At 70.6% G+C, this 19,840-nt stretch carries 17 protein-coding genes and 1 pseudogene; 14 read left to right on the top strand and 4 right to left on the bottom strand.

The window, feature by feature from the left end; translation table 11 throughout:
- Positions 1-4: 4 nt before the first annotated feature.
- Complete coding sequence (locus GS424_RS07140; protein ID WP_160941785.1) at positions 5-1,006, top strand: NAD(P)H-dependent glycerol-3-phosphate dehydrogenase; 1,002 nt, start codon at positions 5-7, stop codon at positions 1,004-1,006.
- Positions 1,007-1,015: 9 nt separating this feature from the next.
- On the opposite strand, the pseudogene GS424_RS17840 reads toward GS424_RS07140, so the two are convergent.
- The 3 genes and pseudogenes from GS424_RS17840 to GS424_RS07155 all read right to left on the bottom strand — a co-directional run bounded on the left by GS424_RS17840 (position 1,016) and on the right by GS424_RS07155 (position 4,721).
- A pseudogene (locus GS424_RS17840) lies at positions 1,016-1,878 on the bottom strand (class I SAM-dependent methyltransferase).
- Positions 1,879-2,138: 260 nt separating this feature from the next.
- The gene (locus GS424_RS07150) at positions 2,139-4,154 is read right to left on the bottom strand and encodes an NAD(P)H-hydrate epimerase (RefSeq protein ID WP_160941784.1); all 2,016 of its coding nucleotides are present in this window, start codon (positions 4,152-4,154) and stop codon (positions 2,139-2,141) included.
- Between the two features lie 87 nt (positions 4,155-4,241).
- A complete protein-coding gene (locus GS424_RS07155) occupies positions 4,242-4,721 on the bottom strand; it encodes a methylated-DNA--[protein]-cysteine S-methyltransferase (protein WP_160941783.1) in 480 nt (159 codons plus the stop codon).
- 171 nt (positions 4,722-4,892) lie between these two features.
- Between GS424_RS07155 and rpe the strand changes: the two genes are divergently transcribed.
- The 5 genes from rpe to GS424_RS07180 are packed head-to-tail and all read left to right on the top strand — an operon-like array spanning position 4,893 to position 9,396.
- Positions 4,893-5,600, top strand: a complete 708-nt coding sequence (gene rpe / locus GS424_RS07160) for a ribulose-phosphate 3-epimerase (RefSeq protein WP_160941782.1) — start codon at positions 4,893-4,895, stop codon at positions 5,598-5,600.
- A gap of 5 nt (positions 5,601-5,605) precedes the next feature.
- Complete coding sequence (locus GS424_RS07165; RefSeq protein WP_160941781.1) at positions 5,606-6,811, top strand: cysteine desulfurase family protein; 1,206 nt, start codon at positions 5,606-5,608, stop codon at positions 6,809-6,811.
- A gap of 52 nt (positions 6,812-6,863) precedes the next feature.
- Positions 6,864-7,673 carry a histidinol-phosphatase HisJ family protein gene (locus tag GS424_RS07170; RefSeq protein WP_160941780.1) on the top strand — a complete coding sequence of 270 codons (810 nt, stop codon included), beginning with the start codon at positions 6,864-6,866 and terminating at the stop codon, positions 7,671-7,673.
- Positions 7,674-7,719: 46 nt separating this feature from the next.
- Positions 7,720-8,628: a Nif3-like dinuclear metal center hexameric protein gene (locus GS424_RS07175; protein ID WP_160941779.1), complete on the top strand. Its 909-nt coding sequence runs from the start codon at positions 7,720-7,722 to the stop codon at positions 8,626-8,628.
- A 48-nt stretch (positions 8,629-8,676) separates the two neighbouring features.
- A complete protein-coding gene (locus tag GS424_RS07180) occupies positions 8,677-9,396 on the top strand; it encodes a zinc ribbon domain-containing protein (protein WP_160941778.1) in 720 nt (239 codons plus the stop codon).
- A 102-nt stretch (positions 9,397-9,498) separates the two neighbouring features.
- Here GS424_RS07180 and rpmB read toward each other — a convergent pair whose 3' ends face one another.
- Entirely contained in the window at positions 9,499-9,690 is a 192-nt protein-coding gene (rpmB, locus tag GS424_RS07185; RefSeq protein WP_009304520.1) for a 50S ribosomal protein L28, read from the bottom strand.
- Between the two features lie 221 nt (positions 9,691-9,911).
- Between rpmB and GS424_RS07190 the strand changes: the two genes are divergently transcribed.
- The 8 genes from GS424_RS07190 to GS424_RS07225 all read left to right on the top strand — a co-directional run bounded on the left by GS424_RS07190 (position 9,912) and on the right by GS424_RS07225 (position 19,756).
- Positions 9,912-10,259, top strand: a complete 348-nt coding sequence (locus GS424_RS07190; RefSeq protein ID WP_160941777.1) for an Asp23/Gls24 family envelope stress response protein — start codon at positions 9,912-9,914, stop codon at positions 10,257-10,259.
- A gap of 84 nt (positions 10,260-10,343) precedes the next feature.
- The gene (locus GS424_RS07195; RefSeq protein WP_160941776.1) at positions 10,344-11,978 is read left to right on the top strand and encodes a DAK2 domain-containing protein; all 1,635 of its coding nucleotides are present in this window, start codon (positions 10,344-10,346) and stop codon (positions 11,976-11,978) included.
- A gap of 177 nt (positions 11,979-12,155) precedes the next feature.
- Positions 12,156-14,354 (top strand): ATP-dependent DNA helicase RecG, encoded by a 2,199-nt coding sequence (locus tag GS424_RS07200; protein WP_160941775.1) that lies wholly within the window; start codon positions 12,156-12,158, stop codon positions 14,352-14,354.
- A gap of 5 nt (positions 14,355-14,359) precedes the next feature.
- Positions 14,360-14,953 carry a 16S rRNA (guanine(966)-N(2))-methyltransferase RsmD gene (rsmD, locus tag GS424_RS07205; protein WP_160941774.1) on the top strand — a complete coding sequence of 198 codons (594 nt, stop codon included), beginning with the start codon at positions 14,360-14,362 and terminating at the stop codon, positions 14,951-14,953.
- A gap of 26 nt (positions 14,954-14,979) precedes the next feature.
- Entirely contained in the window at positions 14,980-15,462 is a 483-nt protein-coding gene (coaD, locus tag GS424_RS07210) for a pantetheine-phosphate adenylyltransferase (protein WP_154334013.1), read from the top strand.
- Between the two features lie 189 nt (positions 15,463-15,651).
- Entirely contained in the window at positions 15,652-16,125 is a 474-nt protein-coding gene (locus tag GS424_RS07215; RefSeq protein WP_009304513.1) for an ATP synthase subunit B family protein, read from the top strand.
- Positions 16,126-16,683 carry a YceD family protein gene (locus GS424_RS07220; protein ID WP_160941773.1) on the top strand — a complete coding sequence of 186 codons (558 nt, stop codon included), beginning with the start codon at positions 16,126-16,128 and terminating at the stop codon, positions 16,681-16,683.
- A gap of 151 nt (positions 16,684-16,834) precedes the next feature.
- The gene (locus GS424_RS07225) at positions 16,835-19,756 is read left to right on the top strand and encodes a GNAT family N-acetyltransferase (RefSeq protein WP_160941772.1); all 2,922 of its coding nucleotides are present in this window, start codon (positions 16,835-16,837) and stop codon (positions 19,754-19,756) included.
- Positions 19,757-19,840 lie beyond the last annotated feature (84 nt).

The following is a 19,840-nucleotide window of genomic DNA, read 5'->3' on the forward strand; positions in this document are numbered from 1 at the left end:
GACCATGAAGATAGCCGTTATCGGGGCGGGGTCGTGGGGGACGGCGCTCGCGCAGCTGCTGGCGGGCAACGGCCACGAGGTGGGGCTGTGGGCCCGCAAGCCCGAGGTGGTGTGCTCCATCAACGAGAGCCACGCGAACCCGCGCTACCTGAGCGACGTCGCCCTGTCCGAGAGCATCGTGGCCTCGACCTCGTACGAGGACGCGCTGGCGGGTGCGGCGGCCGCTGTCATCGTGACGCCGTCGAACCTCATGCGCGACGTGGCCTGCACGCTCGCCGACGCGGTGGACGCCGACTTCCCGGTGATCATCTGCTCGAAGGGCGTCGAGGAGGGCAGCGGCCTCTTGCCCGTGGAGGTGTTCGAGGCCGAGATGGGCAACGCGAGTCGCCTGGCCGTGCTGTCGGGCCCGAACTTCGCCGCGGAGGTCATCCGGGGCATCCCGTCGGGCACCGTCATCGCCAGCTCGGACGAGGGCACGGCGACGTTCTTCCAGGAGCTGTTCGCCTCCGAGACGTTCCGCACCTACGTGAGCGACGACGTGTGCGGCGTGGAGCTGTGCGCGGCGTTCAAGAACGTGATCGCCATCGCCGTGGGCGTGTCCTACGGCCTCGGCTACGGCGACAACACGGCCGCCATGCTCATGACGCGCGGCCTGGCCGAGATGAGCCGCCTCGTCGTGCGCTGCGGCGGGCAGGCCATCACGTGCATGGGGCTGGCCGGCACGGGCGATCTCGTGGCCACGTGCACCTCGGAGCACTCGCGCAACCGCCGCTTCGGTAAGCTGCTGGCCGAGGGCGGCACGCTCGACGAGTTCACCGCGCAGACGCACATGGTGGCCGAGGGGGCGCTGGCGTGCAGGACGCTCGAGACGCTGGCCGACCACTACGACGTGGAGCTTCCCATCACCGACGTCGTGCGCAGCATCGCCTGGGAGGGCGCCGACCCGCACGACGTGGCGCAGACCCTCACGAGCCGCCCCCTCACTACCGAGTTCTACGGGCTGTAGGGGCGCGCGTCACGCCGGGCGCTTGCGGGCGACGAAGCGCAGGCGCCGGTAGTCGGCCGTCCAGCGGCGCTCCGCGGCGTCCCAGAGCTCGTCGCGGCAGGCCGCTTCGTACTCGTCGAGGACGGCGGCGCGCTCGACGGCGTCGAGGCCCTCGAGGCTGCCCGCGTAGAACTGCTCGGCGAACAGGCGCAGCCCCGCCGCTCCGCCCGCGAGCGGGGTGGGGCGGTCGAACGAGCGCAGCGACACGACGTCGAACCCCGCCGCGGCGAGCCGCTCTCCCTGCTCCTCGTCGCGCGGGAAGCAGAACGGCTCCGCGAAGGCGCGCCCGCGCTTCTCGAGCGCGGCGGCGATGCCCGCGCGCATGCGGGCGTTGTTCCCCGCGCCGCCCATCTCGGCCACGAGCACGCCTCCGTCGGCGAGCGCGCGGGCCACGCTGGTCAGCAGCGCGTCCTGGTCGGGTATCCAGTGGAACACCGCGTTCGAGAACGCCACGTCGAACGCGCCCTCGAACGGCAGCGCGCACGCGTCGGCGACGCGCACGTCGGCGCGCGGGCGACCATGGCGGGGGAGGCGTCGACGCCCACCGCGTCGCCGATCTCCCCGAGGGCGTCGAGGTGGGCGCCCGTGCCGCAGCCGACGTCGAGGATGCGCAGCGCCCGCTCGCCGCCGTCCTCGCGTTCGCGCGCGATGGCGCGCACGAGGTCCACGAGGTCGTTGCCGTAGGCGCCGACGAAGCCGTGCTGCCGGTCGTAGAGCTCCGCATCCCAATCCATGGTCCCGCCCTTCTTCCTGAGGAAAACCGTCGTATTCTTTCGCACGGGCAACAAGGCGTTGACCGGGGTTTTACCGAACGCGCGAACGTATTGTGGCATCGCGGGAGTGCGGGTACTCTAGTCCTTGCCAGCACAATGCGGCAATTGACAACCTATCCGAGTGCCCGTCGTCTCGTCTCTCGTGTGAACCCCCCCTCTCTCTCACTCTCTCAAACCTCCGACGGGCCGTCAGCATACGCACCTTCCCCTTCTCCTCTGTGCGTACTGCATAGCCTCCCTTGGGTCCCCCCAACCCAAGGGAGGCTTTTTATTGCCCGCATACCCTGCGGCGGCAACGCGGCAACGCGACGCCCGGCTGCCTACCGGTCGAGCAGGGCGTCGGCTTCCCGGTACCTCGCCACGTCCACGTCCAGCTTCGCCAGCTTCACGATGCCGGTCCAGGGCGCGGTGGCGGACGCGACGAGGCCCGGCTTGAAGGCGAGCATCGTCACCGTCATGTCGGCCGCGAACGCGGGGCGCGCCACGGCGCCGGTCTGGGCCGCAAGGCCGCTCGGCACGTCGACGGCCACGGCGAAGGGCGCGTCCTTGACCTTCGCCGGCAGCGAGCGCCGCGCCCGCACGTGGTCGCCGCGCTCGTGCGTGCGCTTGCGATGCCGCCCGCGCCCCTTGCCGCGCGATCCCTCGAAGCGACGGCGGTTGGCGGCGCGAATCCAGCTGGCGTACGGCTCGCGCACCTCGTCGCCGGAGAAGCCGGTGCCCAGCAGCGCGTCCACCACGGCTTCGGCCCGGTCGATAGCGTCGGCCAGCACGTCGGCGTCGGGCGCGATGAGCACCGAGAGCGGCAGGCCGTCCTCGGCCGCCTGCGCGAACGCGTCGAGGGCCGTGGTGCGCGCAGGCTCAGCGTGCAGGCGCTCGGCCAGGTCGGAGGCCACGAGGGTCACGGGGTAGCCGGCTTCGGCCAGCGTGCGCGCCACCACCCAGCCGTCGCCGCCGTTGTTGCCGGAGCCCGCCAGCACCACGACGGGCGCGGGGTCGGGCACCCAGGCGCGCACCTCCTCGGCCACGGCGCGCCCCGCGCGGTCCATGAGCTCGATGAGCGGCGTGCCGTCCTCGGCGATGGCGCGCTCGAGCGCGGCCACCTCGTCCACGTCGAGCACGGCGCGCCGCTCGCGGGCCAGCTCCACGCCGGCCTGGGTCATGACGCGCGTGTTCGACAGCACGCCGTTCAGCATGACGAAGGGCTGCTTCAGGCGCCACGAGCGCACGGCGCGCACCGCGAGCGAAACGCCCCAGGCGACCATGAGCACGACCCAAGCCAGCATGAGGGCCGTCTGGTGCTGCGCCGCGAACCCGACGAGCGAGCCCATCTCGCTCGTCGTCGCGGGATCGAGCTCCGCCACCCCGTTCAGGACAGCGAACGGCGCCCAGATCATGAGGTACAGCAGGCCGTAGCGCGCGAGGTACTGGTACCAGTGCGCGCGCGACGCGTCCGAGCGCACGATGCGCAGCCGCAACAGCTTCTGCCCGAGCGTCTGCCCGCGCGTCAGGACGGGCACGATGACGAAGAACGTCCCGAGGACGAGCAGGTCGAGCCCGTACGCGGCGGCGTTCCAGACGCCCTCCTGCGCGATCAGCCGGTCGGCCACGCCCGATCCCGCCACGCCGAACAGGAGCACGAGCGAGACGGCGAACACGATGAGGGCGTCGATGAGGAAGGACAGGGCGCGCTTCGTCACGCTGGCGCGCATGCCCGCCTCGCGCGCCTCCTCGTTCACGAGGCGGATGTCGGGCAGCACGCGCATCGCCGGGCCCACCATCCAGAAGCCCGTCATGGCGCCTAGCGTGTTCATGATGAGGTCGTCCACGTCGAAGAGGCGGTACGGGTGCTCGTAGAGGCCCCACAAGCCCGTGAGCTGCGTCGTCTCGAACGACAGCGTCACCAGGAAGCCGATGATGAGCGTCTGCCACCACGTGCGGCGGAAGTAGTAGCGCAGGTACATGCCCAGCGGCACGAGCAGCAGCACGTTGAAGAACGCCTCGTAGATGTACGGGTCGCGCAGCGTGGCCAGCCAGGTGGAGGGGTCGCCGATCGAGAAAGAGGTCTCGGCCAGGAACTCGTGCACGAAGTTGAACGGCACGAGCTGGGGCGTCTGCGCGTAGGGCACGATGGCCGAGCGGTCCTCGGGCAGCGGCAGCAGCACGAGGAAGTAGGCGCACAGAAGGTAGAACACGAACGAGTACACCACGAGCGTGCGCAGCCAGGGGATGGACCCGAACTTGCGGTACTGGTAGACCATGTAGGGCAGCGTGATGAGGAAGGCGATCAGGGGGAACGAGAGCGCGGCCGTGAAGATGTTGGAAACGTAGACGTTCATGCGGGAGGGTGCCTTTCGGGGTTCGGGACGGTTGCGGGCGGGCGGCGGGTCGGGGGCCGGCGTGCCGGAGGGCGGCAGGCGGGCGGGTCAGCGGCTGTCGTGCGCGCCGGCGCGCTCGAGGGCCAGCAGCGCGCCGCGCAGCCGGGCGTTCGGGCCGATGGGCGCGCCGCCCGCGCCCACGATGCGGTGGTCGGGCACGAGCACCGCCAGCGGGTTCTTGTGCACGGCGCTGCCCACCGCCCGGTAGGACGTGGGCTTGTCGAGCAGCGCGGCCACGTCGGCCGTGGTGAGCGTCTGCCCGTACGGGATGCGCTCGATGGCGCTCCATACGGCCAGCTGGAAGGGGGTTCCGTCGGGGGCGAGGGGCACGTCGAAGGCGCGCCTCTTGCCGGCGAAGTACTCGAGCAGCTCGGTGGCCGTGCGGTTCGCCAGCTCGCTCGGACGGCGTTCGCCGGGCAGGGGCGCGTCGCCGAACACGACGCGGGTCACGCCGCGCTCGTTCGCGGCGATGGTGACCGGGCCGTGCGGCGTCCGATATGCGTAGTGCGTGCCAGCGCGTGCAGCCATGGAGCCTTCTTCCAGAGGGGGCTTTCATTATAATGCAGCGCGCGCCTGAGCGGGGAAGCGGTTGATCCCCGCCGTCATCGTGTTGTTTTCCTCCATCGCCCGCGGCACCGCTGCGGCGGGCGGGGCCCTTGCGCTAGAATGGGCGCAACAACGATGAGGAAGGACTTGAGCATGTTCGAACCGGTGAAGATCGCACCATCCATCCTGTCGGCCGACTTCATGCACCTGGGGCGCGACATCGAGCTCATCGAGCGCGCGGGCGCGGGGTACGTGCACGTCGACGTGATGGACGGCCATTTCGTGCCCAACCTCACGATGGGCGTGCCCGTCGTGAAGCAGCTGAAGAAGGCCACGGATCTGCCGCTCGACGTGCACCTCATGATCTCGAACCCGCTGGAGCAGCTTCCCTGGTTCCTCGACGCGGGGGCCGACTCCGTCACCGTGCACGCCGAGGCGCTCGACGCCGACGGGCTGGCGCGCGCCATCGCCGCCATCCACGCCGCGGGCGCGTCGGCTGCCGTCTCGCTCAAGCCGCGCACGGCGGCGGGCGCGCTCGCGCCCGTGATCGCCGACGTGGACATGGTGCTCGTCATGAGCGTGGAGCCGGGCTTCTCGGGCCAGAGCTATATCGAGGGCAGCGACGCCAAGGTGGCGCGCATCGCCGAGATGGCGCGCGCCGTGGGGGCCGCGCCGCTCATCCAGGTGGACGGCGGCATGGGCGTGAAGACGGCGCCCCTCGTGGCCGCCGCCGGCGCCGACGTGCTCGTGTGCGGCAACGCCGTGTTCGCGGCCGAGGACCCGGCCGCCGCGCTGGCCGCCGTGCAGGCCGCGGCCGACGAGGCGCGCGCCGCCGCGCTGGACAGCGCGAAGGAGGCGTAGGCGCGATGGCCTCGATGCCCGAAGACTACGTGTACCTCGACTACGCCGCCACGGCGCCGCTTGGCGAGGAGGCCGCCGCTGCCATGGCGCCCTACTTCGTGCCCGGGCGCGCGAACCTCGCGGCAGGCGGCAACGCCAACTCGCTCCACGCCTCCGGGCGCGCCGCGTTCGCCGCGCTCGAGGACGCCCGCAAGTCCATCGCCCGCGACCTGGGCGCGCGCCGTCCCGACGAGATCGTGTTCACGGGCGGCGCCACCGAGGCCGACGACGCGGCGTTGTTGGGCATCGCCCAGGCGGCCGCCGACGAGCGCCGCCGGCGCGGCGCGGGCGCGTTCGCGCCGCACGTCGTCGTCACCGCGGTCGAGCACGACGCCGTGCTCGCGCCCGCGAAGCGCCTCGAGGCGCAGGGCTTCCGCGTCACGCGCCTCGTGCCCGACCGCGAGGGCTTCGTCGAGGTGCGCGCGCTGGAGGCGGCGCTCGACGACGACGTGGTGCTCGTGTCGGTGCAGGCCGCCAACAGCGAGGTGGGCAGCATCCAGCCCATCGCCGAGCTGGCCCGCGTCGCGCACGCGGCCGGCGCGCTGTTCCACACCGACGCCGTGCAGGCGCTGGGGAAGGTCCCCGTGAACCTCCAGGAGCTCGACGTGGACGCCGCGTCGTTCTCGGCCCACAAGGTGGGAGGCCCCAAGGGCGTCGGCGCGCTGTACCTGCGCGCCCGCACGCCGTTCCAGGCGTACGCCATCGGCGGCGGCCAGGAGAGCGGGCGGCGCAGCGGCACGCAGAACGTGGCCGGCATCGTCGGCTTCGCGGCGGCCGTGCGCGCGGCGTGCGCGATGCAGGAGGACGAGGCCGCGCGCCTGCGCGCCCTGCGCGACAAGCTGTACGCGCAGCTGGGCGCGTTCGACGCGGTGGAGGCCACCGTGGACGTGGAGCCGGGCAGCCGCGACTTCCTGCCGAACATCGTGCACGTGCTGGTGGACGGCCTGGAGAGCGAGACGCTCATCCTGCGCTTCGACATGCAGGGCTTCGGCGTGTCGGGCGGGTCGGCCTGCTCGTCGCACTCGCTCGAGCCGAGCCACGTGCTGCGGGCGCTCGGCATCGACGCCGACCGCGCGCACGGCGCCCTGCGCATCTCCCTGGGGCGCTACACCACCGAGGCCGACGTCGACGCCTTCGTCGCCGCCACGGCGAAGACCCTTGCTTGGAACTGAGAACCGATAGCCGACTACCGATACCCGAGACACGTCGAGGAGCGCAGCGCCCATGGAACTGGTCACCACCCACACCCACACCTGCTTCACCAACCACGGCGAGGGGACGGTGGAGGAGCTCGTGTCCGCCGCCGTCGCGGCGGGCGTGTCCACCATCGCCGTCACCGAGCACTACCCGATGACCGCGGCGCTCGACCCCGACCGCTACCTGTCGATGCCCGCCGAGCGCATGGGGGACTACCTCGCCGCCATCGAGGCCGCGCGCGCGGCCCATCCCGAGATCGAGGTGATCGCCGGCTGCGAGATGGACTGGCTGGGCGACGACGAGGACCGCGTCATCACCGCGGAGGACCTCGCCCCGTTCCAGCTCATCCTGGGCTCCGTGCACTTCGTCGACCGCTGGCCGTTCGACGACCCCGCTCAGCGCGGGCGCTGGGACGAGGTGGGCGCCGACGATATCTGGCGGCGCTACTTCGAAGTGTGGTGCGAAGCCGTCTCCTCCGACGCGCCCTTCCACGTGATGGCGCACCCCGACCTCGCCAAGAAGTTCAACTTCTACCCCAGCTTCGACCCGCAGCCCCTCTACGACCGGGCGGCCGAGGCGTGCGCCGCGGCGGGGCGCATGGTGGAGGTGAACACGTCGGGGTCCTACTACGCCTGCAAGGAGATGTTCCCCGCGCCGGCGCTCTTGGCCGCGTTCTGCCGCGCCGGCGTGCCCTGCACGGTGGGCACCGACGCGCACGTGCCGTCGAACGTCGCGCGCGACATCGAGAAAGCCTACCGCCTCATGTACGAGGCGGGTTATAGAACGGTAACGGTCCCGACAGCCGACGGCGACCGCCGAACCATCGCAATCGAGTAACGTGGGTTCGAACGACCTGTTCGAACACGAGCGAAGGAGCCGCGCCATGGTTGCAGCGAAGAAGAACCAGAAGGATGTCAAGGGTCGGGAAGGGCTGGCGCGCCGCGCGTCGGGGCCGCTGTCCAAGCCCATCACGGCCGTCACCACCGGCGCGCTCGAGCGGGCGCTGCTGGCCGAGTTCCCGGCGGCCGACGCCGAGCCGTGGGACCGCACCGGCATGTCGGTGGGCGATCCGGCTCGCCTCGTCACGGGCGTGGCCGTCGCGCTCGACCCGACGGTGGAGGCCATCGAGACGGCCGCGAACATAGGCGCGAACGTGCTGGTCACGCATCATCCCGCGTTCCTCGCGCCCCCCGACTCGTTCATGCCGGCGTCCTCGGTGGCGGCCAACCCGGGCGCGGGCGTGTGGCGCGCCGTCGAGCGCGGCGTGTCGATCCTGTCGTACCACACGGCGCTCGACGTGAGCGTGCGCGCGCAGCGCGTGCTGCCCGGCATGCTGGGCCTCGACTTCCAGCAGGTGCTCGTGCCCCTTCCCGGGTCGCGGGACAAGGGCTACGGGCAGCTGTGCACCCTCGGCGAGGACGACGGCCTCACGCTCGGCCAGCTGGCCGCGCGCTGCACCTCGGTGTTCGCCCGCGCGCCGCGCGTGTGGGGCGACTTCCCCCGCGAGCTCGACCGCGTGGTCACCTGCACGGGGTCGCTCGACGACGACCTCGGCCGCGCCTGCCTGCGCGCGCAGGTCGATTGCCTCGTGTGCGGCGAGATCAAGTACCACAAAGCCCTCGAGCTCTCCCAGGCTGGCCTCGCCATCGTCGACCTCGGCCACGACACGAGCGAGCTGCCGCTTGCGGCCGTGCTGGCCGCCGCCGTGGAAACCGTGGGCATTCCCGGTGATCTGGTCACGGTGCTCGATCAGGGAGATAACTGGTCGTACCCTGAAACGGTACGGGTATAATACAGGGAGCGCCGCAGCGGCGGCGCTCCGTTCGAACAAAGGATGCGCATGCACGTAGACACCGACGACCTCGCCACGTTGCTCAAGATGCAGCACCTCGACCTCGAGGCGATGCAGTCCAAGAAGAAGCTCGAGGCGCTCCCGCAGCGGGCGGTCATCCTCGAGGCGCGCTCGAAGAAGAAGGCCATCGAGCAGAAGCGCGCCCAGCTCGACGCGCTCCACGCGAAGGCCGACGCCCAGCTCGCGCGCATCGGCGACGAGGACGCGTCGCTGGCCGAGAAGCAGCGTCAGGTGCAGGGCGAGATCGATGCGGTGCGCGGCGACTACCGCGGCGTCGAGGCGCGCACGAAGGAGCTCAACGGCTTCGCGAAGCGCCGCAACACGCTGGAGGCCGAGCTGACCGCCATCGGCGACGAGCTGGCGAAGATCGAGGGCGTGCAGGCGCAGGTGGCGGCGGCGCTGGCGGGCTTGGAGCGCCAGGAGGCCGAGGCCACCGCGACGTTCGTGAAGGAAGGCGGCGCGCTCAAGGACGCGGTGGCGCGCATCGACGCCGAGCGCGCCATGCTGGCGTCCTCGCTGCCGTCGGAGCTGCTCGACGCCTACGAGAAGACGGCCGCCCGCACGGGCGGCGTGGCGGTGGGCCGCCTGCAGGGGTCGAACTGCGGCGTGTGCCGCATGGCCATCGAGGGCGGGCGCCTCATCGACATGAAGGGCCAGGGCAACGTGGCGCCGTGCCCCCAGTGCGGCCGCCTGCTCATCCTGGAATAGGGAAGTCGCGCCGCATCCGCTTCTCCCAAACGGCAAAAAGCCCGCGCAAGCGGGCTTTTTCAATGTCGGCTTGTACGCCTCGGTCGGGGCGTAGCGGGCGTGTTACGCGCGCTCGACCTTGCCGGCCTTCATGCACTTCGTGCAGACGTTGGCCTTGCGGACGTGGCCTTCTTTGTCCTTGATCGTCACGCGCTGAATGTTCGGACGGAACCAACGGTTCGTCACGCGGTGCGAGTGGCTGACGTTGCGTCCCGCGCTCGGCGCTTTACCGCAAACTTCACAAATCTTCGACATCGTTCATCACTCCATGTACGTTGGGTACTCATCGGCAAAAACCGTTGATGACAAAAAAGCCCTCATACTATAGCACATAAACTTGAACCGTTACAAGAATTTTTCGTGTAGTATACTTTCGGCTGCGATCAGGCGCATCGCACAGCACCGAGCCCATGCGCTATACTGCGTTAGCAGGTTTTTTGTCGTGCGCGGGATCCCCGCGCCGTGAAAGGAATGCCATGAACGATACGATAGCAGGCAACCTCCACGTTGCCAATGACGTACTGGCCGACATGGTCGGCAATGCAGCGCTCGAGTGCTACGGCGTCGTGGGCATGGCCGCCCCGACCGCCGTCGACGGCATCGCGAAGATCCTCCCGACGTCCCGTCTGCGCCGCGGCGTGGTGGTCACCACGACCGACGCCGGCGTGCACGTGGAGCTGTACGTCGTCATCGAGTACGGCACGAACATCAACACGGTGTCCCAGAACCTCATCGACCAGGTCACGTTCGCGCTGACCGAATACGCCCGCGTCCCGCTCGACGGTGTCGAGGTGCACGTGCAGGGCGTGAAGGTGCGCAAGTAGCGCTCGCCCTGCCATGATGAGCCGCTGCCCGCCCGAGAGGGGCGCGGCGCTCCGCGGCATTACGTTTAAGGAGAATCGATCAGCATGCCAGAACCCTATACCGCGAACGATCTGCTCAATGCCATCGCCGTTGCGAGCAAGACCCTGAGCGAGCGCAAGGACGAGATCAACCGTCTGAACGTGTTCCCGGTGCCCGACGGGGACACGGGCACGAACATGTCGCTCACGTTGGAAACCGTCGTCGAGAACCTGGCCAACCTGCCCATCGGGGCGGGCGGCGCGGAAATTCGCAAGGCGATCACGACCGGCGCGCTCATGGGCGCACGCGGCAACTCCGGTGTCATTACCTCGCAAATTTTGCGCGGCCTGTGCGAGGGCAGCGTCGGTCACGACGAGCTGAACGCCGACAGCATCGACGCGGCGTTCGCGAAGTCGCAGGAGGTGGCGTTCCAGGCCGTCCGCAAGCCGGTGGAGGGCACCATCCTCACCGTGCTGCGCGACAGCGCGTCGGCCGCGAAGCGCGCCCGCAAGAAGAAGCTCTCGGCCGACGAGGCGCTCGCCTACGTGGTGGAGGAGGCCTACGCCTCCGTGCAGCGCACGCCCGACCTGCTGCCCGTGCTCAAGGAGAACGGCGTGGTGGACGCGGGCGGTTTCGGCCTGGCCATCTTCTTCGACGCGTTCGCCTCGGCGCTCACGGGCAAAGAGGGCCCCATGGTGGACGAGCTGGCGTTCGCGCGCGGCGCGACGCCGAAGGTGGAGATCGAGCAGATCAACGACTGGGAGGGCTCGGCGTACCGCTACTGCACGGAGTTCCTCGTGCATTCCGACACGGTGGACGTGGATGCCGCCAAGGACTTCCTGCCCACGATGGGCGACTGCGACCTCATGGTGGGCATGCACCCCAACTTCAAGGTGCACGTGCACTCGAACCGTCCCGACGAGGTGCTCGGCTGGTTCCTCACGCATGACGCGCAGATCTCCGAGGTGCACATCCACAACATGCAGCAGCAGAGCGCGGCGCGCACCGACGCGCTGGCCGCCGAGCAGGAGGCGACGCCCAAGCCGCTCGGCTTCGTGGCCGTGGCCGCGGGCGAGGGCAACGCGAAGATCCTCAAGAGCCTCGGCGTGGACGTGGTGGTGTCCGGCGGGCAGACCATGAACCCCTCCACGAAGGACCTGCTCGACGCCGCCGGCCGGGTGAACGCCGACGCCGTCATCATCCTGCCGAACAACAAGAACATCATCATGGCCGCCCAGAGCGCCTGCGAGCTGTCCGAGACGCCGTGCGCCGTCGTGCCCACGCGCAGCGTGCCCGAGGCGTTCGCCGCGCTGTTCGGCTTCGACGAGGGCGCGAGCCTCGAGGAGAACGTCGAGTCGATGACCGAGGCGTACGCCGAGGTGAAGACCGGCGAGGTGACCACGGCCATCAAGGACTCCAAGGACGCGCACGACAACCCCATCAAGGAAGGCGACGTCATCGGCATCGCCGACGGGTCCATCGAGGCCGTGGGCTCCACGACCGAGGACGTGGTCATGGCGCTGCTCGACACGATGGAGGCCGCCGACGCCGACACCCTCACCATCCTCGCCGGCGAGGACCTGGGCGAGGACGCCTTCGCCGCGCTGCTCGAGCGCATCGAGGGCGCCTACGACGACCTCGAGATCGACGCCCACCGCGGCGACCAGCCCTTGTACCCCGTCGTGATGTCCGTTGAGTAAAACCGCTGCGCCGTTCTCCGAACGGCGCACCTGCTCGATGCTGCGGGGCGCGCTCGTGCCGAATCTCGGCCCTTGTGCGCTGCGCGGCGCGTACCGAAGTACGCTTGGCAGCGCGGCGGGCCGATCTCCGGCACGAGCGCGCCCCTCGCTGACCTTACGAACGACCTGGAGAAGTGCATGGACGCGCCTGACCGTTTAGCAGCGACGCTCGCGCTCGACGAATCGGTCGGGCGCGTTCGTTTGGTGAGCCCGACGCGCGCCCGCGCGCTCGACGGGCTCGGCATCCGCACGGTGCGCGACCTGGCCACGCACTTCCCGCGGCGCTACATCGACCTCTCGCGCAAGGCCGAGGTGGCCACCGCGCGCATCGGCGAGTCGTGCACCGTCGAGGGCGCGGTGCACGAGATCAAGCTGAAGAAGCCGAAGCCGCGCCTCTCCCTCGTGGAGCTGTCGCTCGTGGACGCGACGGGCGTGCTCATGGTGACGTGCTTCCGCCAGCCGTGGCTCATGGACCAGGTGAAGCCCGGCATGCGCATCGCGGTGGCGGGCAAGCTCGAGTTCAACTACGGCTTCAAGCGCATGACGAACCCCTACCTGGAAGTGCTCGAGGGCGAGCGGATGGCCGAGGGCATGATCATCCCCGTGCACCCCGCCTGCGAGAAGATATCGGCCGCGTGGATGCGCCGGCTCGTGGGCAACGCGCTGGCGGCGGCCAGCGGGCTGTACGACCCGCTGCCGCTCGAGCTGCGCGCCAAGTACCGGCTGATGAGCCGCGGTGCGGCGCTGTCGTGCATCCACTTCCCCCACACGATGGACGAGGTGGCCGAGGCGCGCCGCCGCCTCGTGTACGAGGAGCTGCTGCTGCTCGAGCTCATGCTCATGCGCGAGTCGCGCGAGCGCAGCGACGGGTGCGAGCCCGCCGTGCACGTGGTGGACGGGCCTCACCTGGCCGCGCTCGAGGACGCGGTGCCCTTCGAGCTCACCGACGAGCAGGCGCAGGCCAAGCGCGACATCCTCGCCGCGCTCGCCGCGCCGCAGACCGCGAACCACCTGCTGCTGGGCGACGTGGGCACCGGCAAGACCGTCGTCGCGGCCTTCGCGCTGGCGGCGGCGGCCGACACGGGCACGCAAGCCCTGCTCATGGCCCCCACCGAGGTGCTCGCGCGCCAGCACGGCAAGAGCCTGGGGCCGCTGTTCGACGCGGCCGGCGTCACCTGGGAGGTGCTGACGGGCTCCACCTCGCCGGCCGACCGCGAGGCCATCCTCGCGCGCGTGGCGGGCGGCACGACGGACGTGCTCATCGGCACCCACGCGCTGCTGGAAGACGACGTGGCGCCCCGGCGCCTCAGCCTCGTGGTCATCGACGAGCAGCAGCGCTTCGGCGTGGAGCAGCGCGCGAAGCTGCTGGCGAAGGGCGAGGCGCCCGACGCGCTGTACCTCACGGCCACGCCCATCCCGCGCTCGCTGGCGCTGGCGCTGTTCGGCAACCTGACGCTGTCCTACCTCAAGCACCGGCCGCACGACGCGGCGCGCCGCACCACGTTCGTGCACCAGAAGGCCGACCGCGGACACGCCTACGACGCCGCCCGCGCGGCGCTGGCGCGCGGCGAGCAGGTGTACGTGGTGTGCCCGCTCATCGGCCAGGACGGGGGAGAGCGCGACGCGAAGGCAGCGGACGGCGGCAGCGGCGGGCGCCGCCGCGAGGCCGACGAGGAAGCCTACGAGTACGCGGCCATCAGCATCGAGACCGACGACGACCTGGCGGGCGACGACGTGGCGGCCGCCGCGAAGGAGGCGTCCTACCTGCAGACCACCCTGTTCGCCGACTACCGGGTGGAGCTGCTGCACGGGCGCATGCCCAGCGCGGAGAAGCAGGCCGTCATGCAGCGCTTCCGCGACAACGACACGCAGGTGCTCGTGGCCACCACGGTCATCGAGGTGGGCGTCGACGTGCCGAACGCCACGGTCATGATCGTGGAGGACGCCGACCGCTTCGGCCTCTCGCAGCTCCACCAGCTGCGCGGGCGCGTCGGCCGCGGGAGCAAGTCCGCCGAGGTGCACCTCGTGTCGGCATCGAAATCGGACGCCGCCCTCACGCGCCTCGCGGCCATGGTGAGCACCGACGACGGCTTCGAGCTGGCCAGCTACGACCTGTCGCTGCGCCGCGAGGGCGACATCCTCGGCAACCGGCAGCACGGCGCGTCGGGCCTCAAGCTGGTGAACGTCGTGCGCGACGGCGCGGTGATCGAGGCCGCGCACGCCGACGCGGCGGCCATCATGGCCGAGGACCCCGAGTTGGAGCTGCCCGCGCACCGCGCGCTCGCGCGCGAGGTGCGCATCATGTACGCCCACGACCACGTGGCGCAGGGAGGCTGATACGTATGAGGATCATCGCAGGCGAGTTCCGCGGGCGCACGCTCAAGGCGCCGAAGGGGGAGGGCACCCGCCCCACCACCGACCGGGTGCGCGAGGCCATGATGAGCACGGTGCACAGCGCGCGCGGCGGGTTCGACGGCGCCGTGGTGCTCGACGCGTTCGCCGGGTCGGGCGCGCTCGGGCTCGAGGCGCTCAGCCGCGGCGCCCGCAGCGCGCAGTTCTGCGAGCGCGCGGGCGAGGCGCTCAAGGCGCTCAACGCGAACGTGGGCCTGCTCGGTCTCGACGCGCGCCGCGCCCGCGTGCGCAAAGGCGACGTGCTGAAGGACGTGCCCTACGCCCGTCCGCCGTTCGACCTCGTGTTCCTCGACCCTCCGTACGCGTGCGACGCCGACGAGGTGCTCGGGTTCGTGGCCGCGCTGCGCACGCGTGCGGCGCTCGCCGACGACGCGATCGTGGTGTACGAGCACGCCGCGAGCGCGAACGGCGCGGTGGACGAGGCGGCAAAAGCGCGCGATTTGTCTATTGCGCAGCGCAAGAAGTACGGGGATACTGTCGTGGACGTGCTGCGCTCGTCGGCGCCGCGCGACGCGATCGACTGAGAACCCAAGAAGGAACGGAACCTTACATGAAACGTGCACTGACGCCCGGAACGTTCGATCCCATCACGAGCGGGCATCTCGATGTCATCACCCGCGCGGCGCAGCTGGTGGACGAAGTGGTCGTCGCCGTGGCCGCCTCGCCGAAGAAGAAGCCGCTGTTCGCGCTCGAGGAGCGCGCCGAGCTGGTGCGCCAGGCCACGAGCCACCTACCCAACGTCCGCGTCGAGCCGTTCGACGAGCTGCTCGTCGACCTCGCGGCGCGCCTCGACGCCACCGTGGTCATCAAGGGCCTGCGCGCCATCACCGACTTCGAGTACGAGTTCCAGATGACGGCCCTCAACTACCAGTTGAACCAGGAGCTCGAGACGCTGTTCATCATGTCGCCGCCGCAGTACATGTACCTGTCGTCCTCCATCGTGCGCGAGATCGCCAGCCTCCACGGCGACGTGGAGCAGTTCGTGCCCGCGTGCGTGAACGAGGCGCTGCTGAAGAAGTTCGCCGACGCGTAGCGCATCCTGCGCGCCCGCAGGTCACCGTTCGGTGTCGGCACGGGTCCGACCGGGTAAAATGTGCACGCTTTGTGCATTGGAGGTTGGTTTTCCCAGCATACATGCTAGAATATTGCGACGCATGCACGCGAGGATACCCGTGCGCGCCAACGCAGATGAAACGCAGCACGCCTGGGTGGAAGGACAATCATGGACGAAACAGGAGTCTTGGGGCTGTTGGAAGAGCTCTCGATTCTGCTTGAGGACTCTAAGCCGGTTTTCGGCAAGGGCAACATGCGCCAGGTCGACATCGCCGCGGCGTTCGAGATCATGGACGAGATCCGCGACACGTTCCCCAGCGAGTTCGCCCAGGCCCGTCAGATCGTCCGCGAGCGCCAGAGCTTGCTCGACGACGCCGAGGCCGAAGCCAACCGCATGATCGAGGACGCGCGCAGCCAGGCTATGACCATCGCCAGCGAGCAGGAGATCGTCCGCATCTCCCAGCAGCAGGCCGACCAGGTGCTCTCCGACGCCCGCGAGCTGGAGCGCCAGACCCGCGCCGGCGCCGAGGACTACGCCGACGAGGTGTTCGGCCACGTCGAGCAGAGCCTCGACACGCTGCTCAACAACGTGCGCCGCTGCCGCGACCGCCTGAACGCCAACTCCCTCGCATCGGGGCGCTAAATGGAATCGTTGCGCATCCATATACCCTCTGAGCTCTTCGCGCCGGCGGAGAGCTCTCATTTTGAGGGAACCGTCGCCATCCCCGTCATGAAGGCGGGCCCGGACCTGTACGATTTCGCGGGGCCGCTGGCCTGGCAGGCCGACATCACGAACACGGGCGACGCGCTGCTGGTCACCGGCACGGTGGAGGGCGAGGCCAAGACGGCCTGCGCGCGCTGCCTCGACGAGTTCTCCTTCCCGGTCACCGGCGATCTCGAGGGCTACTTCCTGCTCGACGAGACGAAGGCCGCGCCCGAGGACATGGACGACGACGAGTTCGAGGTGCTGTCCTCCGACAACGTCATCGACCTGGAGCCCATCATCACGGCGGCCCTGCTGCTGGAGTTCCCGCTCATCCCGCTGTGCGACGAGGACTGCAAGGGCCTGTGCCCGCAGTGCGGCGCCGACCTCAACGAGGGCCCGTGCGGCTGCGCGCCGACGGCGGACGACGATGACGACACGCCGCCGAACCCCTTCGCGGCGCTCAAGGACTTCCCGTTCGACGAGCCCCGGAACTAGCACCGCGCATCGCTTCCCCGTAGCGCCCGCCCTCGACGGCGGGCGCTTTTTTCGTCGTGTGCTTTCCGAAGAGCGCAAGATCGATAGAGACGCGGCCGCGCGTTTCTGGTTACATGGATGGTTCGTCGGACGCGAGCGAAGGAGGACGACCATGAGCCGGGAACAGGAGCGCGCGATCGCCCGGACGATCGATTGCATCGAGAGCCGCCTTGGCGAGCGGATCGACCTCGACCGCCTGGCCGAGGAGGCGGGCTACTCGAAGTACCACCTGCATCGCCTGTTCACCTCCACGGTGGGCTTCCCCGTGTACGACTACGTCAAGCGCCGCCGGCTCACCGAGGCGGCGCGCGCCCTCGTGTCGACGGACGCGCCGCTGGCGGAGGTGGCGCTCGGGGCGGGCTACGACAGCCAGCAGGCGTTCTCGCTCGCGTTCTCGGCGCTGTACAAGACGACGCCCGCGCGGTTCCGCGCCGCCGGGGCGTTCTACGCGCTGCAGCTTCCGTTCGAGCTGCGCGACGGGGTGCCGGACGACGGGGGCGCCTGGACGGTCGGGTACGCGGCGCCTGCCGACCTGCCCGCGTGGATGGACCTCATGCGCTCGTCGATCGACGGGTTCCCGTGCTTCGACGAGTGCGACCACGAGGCGTGGGCCGCCGCATGCATCGAGCGGCGGCACGCGCTGGCGGCGTGGGACGGGGAGGCGCTGGCCGGAGCGCTCGCGTTCGATGCGGATGCGGCGCGCATCGACGTGCTGGCGGTGCATCCGCAGTACCGCCGCCTCGACGTGGCGCGGGCGCTGCTCGACGCGCTGCGCGCGGTGGAGCTGCCGGAACGGGACGTGTCGCTGACCACGTTCCGCGCGGGCGACCGGGCCGACACGGGGCATCGGCGCGATCTGCTGGCCCTCGGCTTCGAGGGGGCCGAGCTGCTCGAGGAGTTCGGCTACCCCACGCAGCGGTTCGTGCTGCGCGCGGAGGGCGGGCTCGCGGGCGGGGGCGGCGAAGCTGCTGCGGACGCCGTGCTGCGCGAGGAGCGCGCGCACCTCGACGACGTGCTCGCGCTGCTGCGCGCCGCGCGCGACCGGGCGGCGGGGCTGCTCGAGCGCGTGGACGGCGGGTACGATGAGACGAAGCGCTACATGGCGGCCTACCGCGGCGAGATCGACCCGAGCGAGCAGTACCAGAACGAGCTGTTCCTGAAGGAGGTCGACCGCCAGGCGGCCGAGGCGCGCGAGGCCGCCGCGCGGCTGGAGAAGCTGCTCGACGCGCCGTACTTCGCGCGCGTGGATTTCCAGGCGGCGGGCGAGGACGCGCCGACGCCGTTCTACCTGGGGCGCTTCTCGTTCAGCTCCGACGAGGCGGCGGTGGTGTCCGACTGGCGTTCGCCGGTGGCGGGGCTGTTCTACGAGTGCGACGAGCCGGGCCCCGCCGGCTACGATGCGCCTGCGGGCCGCGTGGAGGGCCTGCTCGCGCGCAAGCGGCAGCTGGGCGTGGAGCGGGGGAGGCTCGGGTACGCGGCGGACAGCGCCTCGACCGTGCGCGACGAGGTGCTGGCGCGCGAGCTGGGACGCTCGTCCGACAAGAAGATGCGCACCATCGTCGCGTCCATCCAGGCCGAGCAGAACCGCATCATCCGCGACGAGGAGTCGGGGACGCTCGTCATCCAGGGCGTGGCGGGCTCGGGGAAGACGTCCATCGCGCTGCACCGCGTGGCGTACCTGCTGTACCGCCGCAGGGGCGCGCTGTCCTCGCGCGCGGTGGCCATCCTGTCGCCGAACCGCGTGTTCGCCGACTACGTTTCCGGCGTCCTGCCCGAACTGGGCGAGGAGCCCATCGCGGCCCTCGACCTGCGCGCCGTCGTCGAGCGGGCGCTCGGCGGCGCGGCGACGGTCGCGCCAGCGCGCTCGAGCGTGGACGAGGCGGACGGCGCGTGGCGCGAGCGCGCCCGCCTGAAGGGCACGGCGGCGTTCGCCTCCGCGGTGCTCGCGTTCCTCGAGCGGGCGCCCGACGCCGCGTTCGCGGCCGAGGACATGGCGTTCGGCCGGCGCGTCGTCGAGGCCGCGCGGATCGACGCGCGGTTCCGCGCGCACGGGGGGCTCGCGCTGGAGGAGCGGCTCGACCTCGTGGCCGCGAGCGTGGTCTACGAGCTGGAATCGACGAGCGTCGGGAGGGACCGCCACGCCGTGCCGACGAAGCGCGAGGTGTGCCGCCGGCTGGCGGGCATGCTGCGCGCGAAGGACGCGCTGGCGCTCTACCGGCTGTTCCTGCGCGAGCGCGGCTGGGACGACGCGCTCGCGCTGGGGCCGAAGCGCACGGTGGAATGGGAGGACGCCGCGCCGCTGGCGCTGCTGCAGGGCGCGTTTTCCGGCTTCGAGGCGTACGGCGACGTCCTGCACCTCGTGGTGGACGAGATGCAGGACCTGACGCCCGTGCAGCACGCGCTGGTGGCGCGCCTGTTCCGCTGCGACAAGACCGTGCTGGGTGACTGCCATCAGGTGGTCGACCGGGGCAACGCCACCGCGCTCGACGACGTGGCGGCGGCGTACGCGGCCGCGCGCGTCGTGCGGCTCACGCGCAGCTACCGCTCGACGAGCGAGATCGTGGCGCTCGCGAACCGCGTGAAGCCCTCGGCCGAGCTCGAGGCGGTGGAGCGGCACGGCGAGGCGCCGCGCATCGTCGGCTGCGCGAACACGGCGGAGGTGCTCGCGCGGACGCTCGAGGCCGTCGAGGCCTTCCGCGCGAGCGGCCGCAAGACGCTCGGCATCCTGCACGCCTCCGACGAGCTGGCCGCGCGCTACGCCGAGCTGCTGGGCCGCGATGCCGACGTGCACCTGCTGACCGAGCGCACGGCCGCGTTCGAGGACGGCGTGTCGGTGGCGTCGGTGAAGATGGCGAAGGGCCTCGAGTTCGACGAGGTGGTGGTGCTCGACGCCGACGAGCGCTTCTTCTCCACCGAGTTCGACCGCACCCTCCTCTACGTCGCCGTCACCCGCGCCATGCACCGCCTCACCATCCTCCACCGGGGAACCCCCTCCCGCTTCCTGGAAGGAGAGGGGAACGGATGTTTCACGTGAAACATTCTGTCGTGAGCGTTGCGCGCAGCCGCAATCGCCCAATCTCCCAATCGCCCTTGCATTCCCTCCCCGCCGTGGTACTAT

The sequence above is a fragment of the Eggerthella guodeyinii genome (genome assembly GCF_009834925.2).
Lineage (GTDB): Bacteria > Actinomycetota > Coriobacteriia > Coriobacteriales > Eggerthellaceae > Eggerthella > Eggerthella guodeyinii.